A 5221-nucleotide genomic window follows, 5' to 3' on the forward strand; every position below is an offset into this window, starting at 1 on the left:
TAATTGCTGCGGTTTTCGCTGTGAAAAACGATCTGCGGGTCGATTTTTCACCGTGAATTCACAATTTTGTTTCGTCACGCGTAATCGCAGACCTGCACAAAGCCGTGTAATTGCAAGGATAAAGCAGCACGCGCCCTATGATGACCCTTGAAAAAGGTTTCATCAAAAGGGGGGAACTAAAATGGCTTCAACAGAATTTGTCACAGGATCGGGTAAGCTGCGCCGAGATGCCGGCGTCACGGGTTTGCTTTTTGCTTCTACCACCTCGATGATTGGATCGGGGTGGCTGTTTGGGGCCTATCACGCCTCAAAGATCGCTGGGCCGCTCAGCGTTTGGTCCTGGGTGATCGGGGCGGCAATCATCATGTTGATTGCTTTGTGTTTCGCAGAGCTGTCGACAATGTTTTCGAAATCCGGCGCGCTGGTGCATATGAGCCATGCCAGCCACGGCGCGACGTTGGGCAGGCTTTGGGGCTGGATGCTGTTTCTCAGCTACGCGCCCGTGCCCGCAGTCGAGGCTGAGGGGATCGTCACCTACGCCAATAACTACCTGCCCTATTTCATCAAGGCGGACGGCTCGGGCACGCTGACCGGCATGGGGTTCTTGGCCTCGGCCGTGCTGCTGTCGGTGCTGGCGGTGCTGAACCTGCTGGCGATCAAGGCGCTGTTGCGGGTCAATAACGCCGTGACATGGTGGAAGATCGCGGTGCCGCTGATCACCGTGGTTGGCCTGATCGTAGCCTCGACCCATTGGGGCGTGTGGCAGGCCGGTGTGGGCACCTATAGCTCGCAAGGTATGTTCACGGCCATTCCGGCGGCGGGCATCGTGTTCTCATTCCTCGGCTTTCGCACCGCGATTGATCTGGGCGGAGAAAGCGCCAATCCGGGGCGCAACATTCCGATGGCGGTGATTGGATCGGTGCTATTGGCGGCGTTTGTCTATATCTTGCTGCAAGTGGCGTTTATCATGGCGCTCTCGCCGGGGGATCTGAAAAACGGCTGGTCTCATCTTAACTTCGTTGGCTCTGCCGGGCCGTTCGCAGGCTTGGCGGCGACGTTGGGCATGGGGTGGCTGGCCTTGCTGCTGTATATCGACGCTTATGTGTCGCCCGGCGGCACAGGGTTGATCTATGTCACGGGTGGGTCGCGCATTTTGTTCGCGGTGGGCGATACCGATAGCGGACCGCAATCCTTGACCAAGACCACCAAATTTGGCGTGCCGTGGTTGGCCGTTGTCGTGATGTGGGCGTCGGGTGTGTTCTTTTTGCTGCCGTTCCCGGCATGGCAATTGCTGGTGGGCTATATCAGCTCGATCACCGTTCTCACCTACGGGTTGGGGCCGATCGTGCTGATGGTGTTGCGCCGCAGCCAACCCGACGCTGACCGCGCTTTCCGCCTGAAAGGGGCGGAGGTATTGGCACCGCTGGCTTTTGTGGCCTCTAATCTCGTGATCTATTGGACCGGGTTTTACACCGACTCGATCCTGTTCGGGATGCTGGCCGTGGGCTTTGCGATCTACGCCTTTGTCTTTCATGTCGTGCAAAAGAAATCGGCTGCCGAGTTTGGCTGGAAACATATCGGCTGGCTGGCCGCGTGGTTTGGCGGGCTTTGGGTGCTGTCAGCGCTTGGAGCGACGGGCAATGGCTTTGGCTTGGTCGGGTTCTGGACCGGGATGGCGCTTGTCGCGATCTGGTCGCTGGTGGTGATCTGGATGGCGCTGAATTCCGCGCTGCCCGCCGAAGAGACCGGGGCCTTGATGGAGCGTATTCAGGCGGGCAACTAAGCCCATCGTAATCAGATAAAGGAGGGCGCGCAGGGCAGGGGGCCTTGCGCGCCTTTTTCGTGACGTCCTGCGGGGTGTGCGCGCGCGCAATCCGCGCTAGATCAGGCCTCTTAGACAGGAGTGCCCGATGATCCCGTTTTCCGTTCTCGATCTTTCGCCGATCCCGCAAGGGTCCAGCCCGCGTGATGCATTAACCAACACCGTCGCATTGGCGCAGCATGCCGAGGGTCTGGGCTATGCCCGCTTCTGGCTGGCCGAGCATCACAACTCGACGGGCATTGCCAGTGCCGCAACGGCGGTGGTGATCGGCCATGTCGCGGGTCAGACTGCGCGCATCCGCGTCGGTGCGGGGGGGATCATGCTGCCCAATCACGCGCCCTTGCAGGTGGCCGAGGCGTTTGGCACGCTCGAAACCCTGTATCCGGGGCGCATCGATCTGGGCGTGGGGCGCGCACCGGGCACCGATCCCGCCACCATGCAGGCGCTGCGGCGCGGGATGGGCGGCGGCGATCACTTTCCCGAGGATGTGGTCGAATTGCTGGACTTTCTTGGCCCCGAACAGATCGGTCAGCGGGTGCGCGCGGTGCCGGGCATGGGCACCAATGTGCCGGTCTGGATGCTGGGCTCGTCGCTGTTTGGCGCGCAACTGGCGGCGCATCTGGGGCTGCCTTACGCGTTCGCCAGTCACTTCGCGCCCGATATGCTGGGCGAGGCGGTAGAGATCTATCGCGCGCGTTTCCGCCCCGGCGTGACCGACGCGCCTCGATTTATGCTGGCGGTGAACCTGTTTGCCGCGCCAACCGAGGCCGAGGCACATTTGCTGCGCTCCTCGATGCTGCAAGGCTTCATCCGGCTGCGCAAAGGCATGGCCGGGCCGCTGCCCCCACCTGTGGCCGATCTGAGCACGGTGGCGAGCGATGCTGAGATCAAGATGGCCGAGGCCGCGCTGCGCGTCGTGGCGCTGGGCGATCCGGGGCAGGTCGAGGCGCAGCTACGCGATCTGATCGCGCGCTACCGCCCCGATGAGGTGATTTTGACGGGGCATATCTTTGACCAAGCCGCGCGGCGCGAGAGTTTCACCATCGGGGCTGAAGCGATGGGCCGGATCAACGCAGGCGCGCGTTGAGAGGTGCGATGCGAGGAGGCGGGGAGTGTCGGGGGTGCGGGACTTTCTTGCCGTTCTGGCGAGCTGCTGCGATGATCGGTTCGGCAGGCCGAAGGGACAGTTAGATGAAAAGTTCGACGCGCAATAAGCTTGTCTGGTTTCAAGCCGGAAACCTGCTGCTTTCACTCGCTGTTCTGGCCGCAATCCCCGTCGATGTTCGTGGGACAGCTCTTATCTACATGCTGTTTGCAATCAAAGTGATCATGCTGATCTACTTGAACGACTTTCCAGAAAAGAAGGATGTTTTCAGTGCGATATTCTTTGGCCTCGCGTGCATCGAAGTCATCCTCCTATTTGTGACCGGTTCATTTTCCGTCTACACATTCGTTTTCAATCGATTCTAAGTGTGGTTGGAATCCGAGGAAACGATGGCGGCTATGGGCTCGAAGCCGCCTTTCGCCGCCCACGCGAACCAACAGCCCCCGTTTCCCGGCCCCGCGCCCGGTTTTCCCTTGCGCGCCACGCCTATTCCCCTATAAGGCCCCATCTTCCGCGTTGAATTGAACCGGCGGAGCCTCTCGTGATGGGTTGCGGAAGCCATATGCCCATCTATGAAGCCGCCTTGAAAACAGGAGTTCGCATGCCGCTTTACGAGCATGTCCTCATTGCGCGTCAGGACTTGTCCAACACGCAAGCTGAAGGTCTTATCGAACATTTCTCCACGGTCCTCTCGGACAACGGCGGCAAAGTCGTTGAGCACGAGTATTGGGGCGTGAAGACCATGGCCTACAAGATCAACAAAAACCGCAAAGGCCATTACGCCTTCCTGCGCACCGATGCCCCTTCGGCTGCGGTGCAGGAAATGGAGCGTCTGGCCCGTCTGCATGACGACGTGATGCGTGTGCTGACCATCAAGGTCGACGCTCACGAAGAGGGCCCCTCGGCCCAGATGCAGAAACGCGACGAACGCGACACCCGTCGCGAGCGCCGTTGATCGAGACATAGGAGCAACACCATGGCAAAACCGTTTTTCCGTCGCCGTAAGGTCTGCCCGTTCTCGGGCGATAACGCGCCCAAGATCGACTATAAAGACACCCGTCTTTTGCAGCGTTACGTTTCCGAGCGTGGCAAGATCGTGCCCGCCCGTATCACCGCCGTTTCGGCGAAAAAGCAACGTGAACTGGCCCGTGCGATCAAGCGCGCGCGCTTCCTCGCGCTGCTGCCCTATGCCGTGAAATAAGGAGACCGACCAATGGAAGTGATCCTTCTGGAACGTGTGGCCAAGCTGGGCCAAATGGGCGATGTCGTGACCGTCAAGGACGGCTACGGTCGCAATTATCTGCTGCCCCAAGGCAAGGCGCTGCGCGCCAATGCCGGCAACATTGCCTCCTTTGAGGAGCGCAAGGCACAGCTTGAGGCACGCAACCTTGAAACCAAAACCGAGGCAGAAGCGCTGTCGGCCCGTCTTGATGGTCAGCAGTTCGTCGTGATCCGCTCGGCCTCTGATGGTGGCAACCTGTACGGGTCCGTCACCACCCGTGACGCCGCAACGATCGCAACCGAAGAGGGCTTCTCGGTGGACCGCAAGCAGGTCATCATCCGTCAGCCGATCAAGGTGCTGGGTCTGCACGAGCTTGAGGTGCATCTGCACCCCGAGGTCGTGGCTGTGATCACGCTCAACGTCGCGCGTTCGGCCGAAGAAGCCGAATTGCAGGCAACGGGCAAGTCGATCCAAGACATGGCTGCCGAAGAAGATGCGGCGGCTGAGTTCGAAATCTCGGAGCTGTTCGACGATATGGGCGCTGCCGCAGATGACGATAACGACGATGACGAGGGTGGCCGCGTGGCGACCCCCGAAGACGACGCTTAAGATTTAGATCACCTGATCTGATCGGAAACCGCGCCCTCAGGGGCGCGGTTTTTTTCATGGGCGGAGCCGAATTTGATTGGCCGGGGGCGACGGGTGATTTTCTCGACACTGATTTTTTAGCGGTGTTGACCGGAGTGGCGGTCACCGATTTCACGCCGGAGCAGGATAGGGTGCAGCGTTATGGCGATTTTAGCTATTGGCCCTAACTCGACCCGGACAGTGTTCTGTAGGCCGTCGCGCAGGAGGGGCTGGTGTTTGGCTAGCCCGCCTATCTGATCCGGCAAGGGGTCGCGGTGCTTCTGGTTTATGACGAAACGCTTGGTGTCTATACTTAAAATCCGCGCCCTACGCCAAAGCAAAAAGGCCGCCCCGAGGGGCGGCCTTTCGCATAATCCAGTCGATATGGCTCAGAGTTCGTCGAGCGCTTCGATGGCTTTTTGCAGATCTTCCTTGGTGACCTCTT

7 protein-coding genes are annotated in these 5221 nt (G+C 59.9%); all 7 read left to right on the plus strand.

All coding sequences use genetic code 11. From position 1 onward, the window contains the following. Positions 1-181 precede the first annotated feature (181 nt). The 7 genes from QZ571_RS18175 (at position 182) to QZ571_RS18205 (ending at position 4964) form a co-directional block, all read left to right on the plus strand. Complete coding sequence (locus QZ571_RS18175; RefSeq protein ID WP_295537550.1) at positions 182-1783, plus strand: APC family permease; 1602 nt, start codon at positions 182-184, stop codon at positions 1781-1783. 127 nt (positions 1784-1910) lie between these two features. Then, on the plus strand, positions 1911-2909 hold the full coding sequence (locus QZ571_RS18180; protein ID WP_295537552.1) for an LLM class flavin-dependent oxidoreductase: 999 nt from the start codon (positions 1911-1913) through the stop codon (positions 2907-2909). Positions 2910-3013: 104 nt separating this feature from the next. Further along, a complete protein-coding gene (locus tag QZ571_RS18185) occupies positions 3014-3292 on the plus strand; it encodes a hypothetical protein (RefSeq protein ID WP_295537554.1) in 279 nt (92 codons plus the stop codon). A gap of 236 nt (positions 3293-3528) precedes the next feature. Further along, positions 3529-3882 (plus strand): 30S ribosomal protein S6, encoded by a 354-nt coding sequence (gene rpsF / locus QZ571_RS18190; RefSeq protein WP_295537556.1) that lies wholly within the window; start codon positions 3529-3531, stop codon positions 3880-3882. A 21-nt stretch (positions 3883-3903) separates the two neighbouring features. After that, positions 3904-4128, plus strand: coding sequence for a 30S ribosomal protein S18 (gene rpsR / locus QZ571_RS18195; RefSeq protein WP_038130090.1), 225 nt, complete (start codon positions 3904-3906; stop codon positions 4126-4128). 12 nt (positions 4129-4140) lie between these two features. Continuing rightward, complete coding sequence (rplI, locus tag QZ571_RS18200) at positions 4141-4758, plus strand: 50S ribosomal protein L9 (protein WP_295537558.1); 618 nt, start codon at positions 4141-4143, stop codon at positions 4756-4758. Between the two features lie 56 nt (positions 4759-4814). Further along, positions 4815-4964: a hypothetical protein gene (locus QZ571_RS18205; protein WP_295537559.1), complete on the plus strand. Its 150-nt coding sequence runs from the start codon at positions 4815-4817 to the stop codon at positions 4962-4964. The last annotated feature ends 257 nt before the right edge of the window (positions 4965-5221 follow it).

The sequence above is a fragment of the uncultured Thioclava sp. genome, assembly GCF_913064665.1.
Lineage (GTDB): Bacteria > Pseudomonadota > Alphaproteobacteria > Rhodobacterales > Rhodobacteraceae > Thioclava > Thioclava arctica.

What these genes read in the sequence shown, in the direction of transcription:
- QZ571_RS18175 (WP_295537550.1), top strand. Translation starts at nt 182, where the DNA reads ATGGCTTCAACAGAATTTGTCACAGGATCGGGTAAGCTGCGCCGAGAT.
- QZ571_RS18180 (WP_295537552.1), top strand. Translation starts at nt 1,911, where the DNA reads ATGATCCCGTTTTCCGTTCTCGATCTTTCGCCGATCCCGCAAGGGTCC.
- QZ571_RS18185 (WP_295537554.1), top strand. Translation starts at nt 3,014, where the DNA reads ATGAAAAGTTCGACGCGCAATAAGCTTGTCTGGTTTCAAGCCGGAAAC.
- rpsF (WP_295537556.1), top strand. Translation starts at nt 3,529, where the DNA reads ATGCCGCTTTACGAGCATGTCCTCATTGCGCGTCAGGACTTGTCCAAC.
- rpsR (WP_038130090.1), top strand. Translation starts at nt 3,904, where the DNA reads ATGGCAAAACCGTTTTTCCGTCGCCGTAAGGTCTGCCCGTTCTCGGGC.
- rplI (WP_295537558.1), top strand. Translation starts at nt 4,141, where the DNA reads ATGGAAGTGATCCTTCTGGAACGTGTGGCCAAGCTGGGCCAAATGGGC.
- QZ571_RS18205 (WP_295537559.1), top strand. Translation starts at nt 4,815, where the DNA reads ATGGGCGGAGCCGAATTTGATTGGCCGGGGGCGACGGGTGATTTTCTC.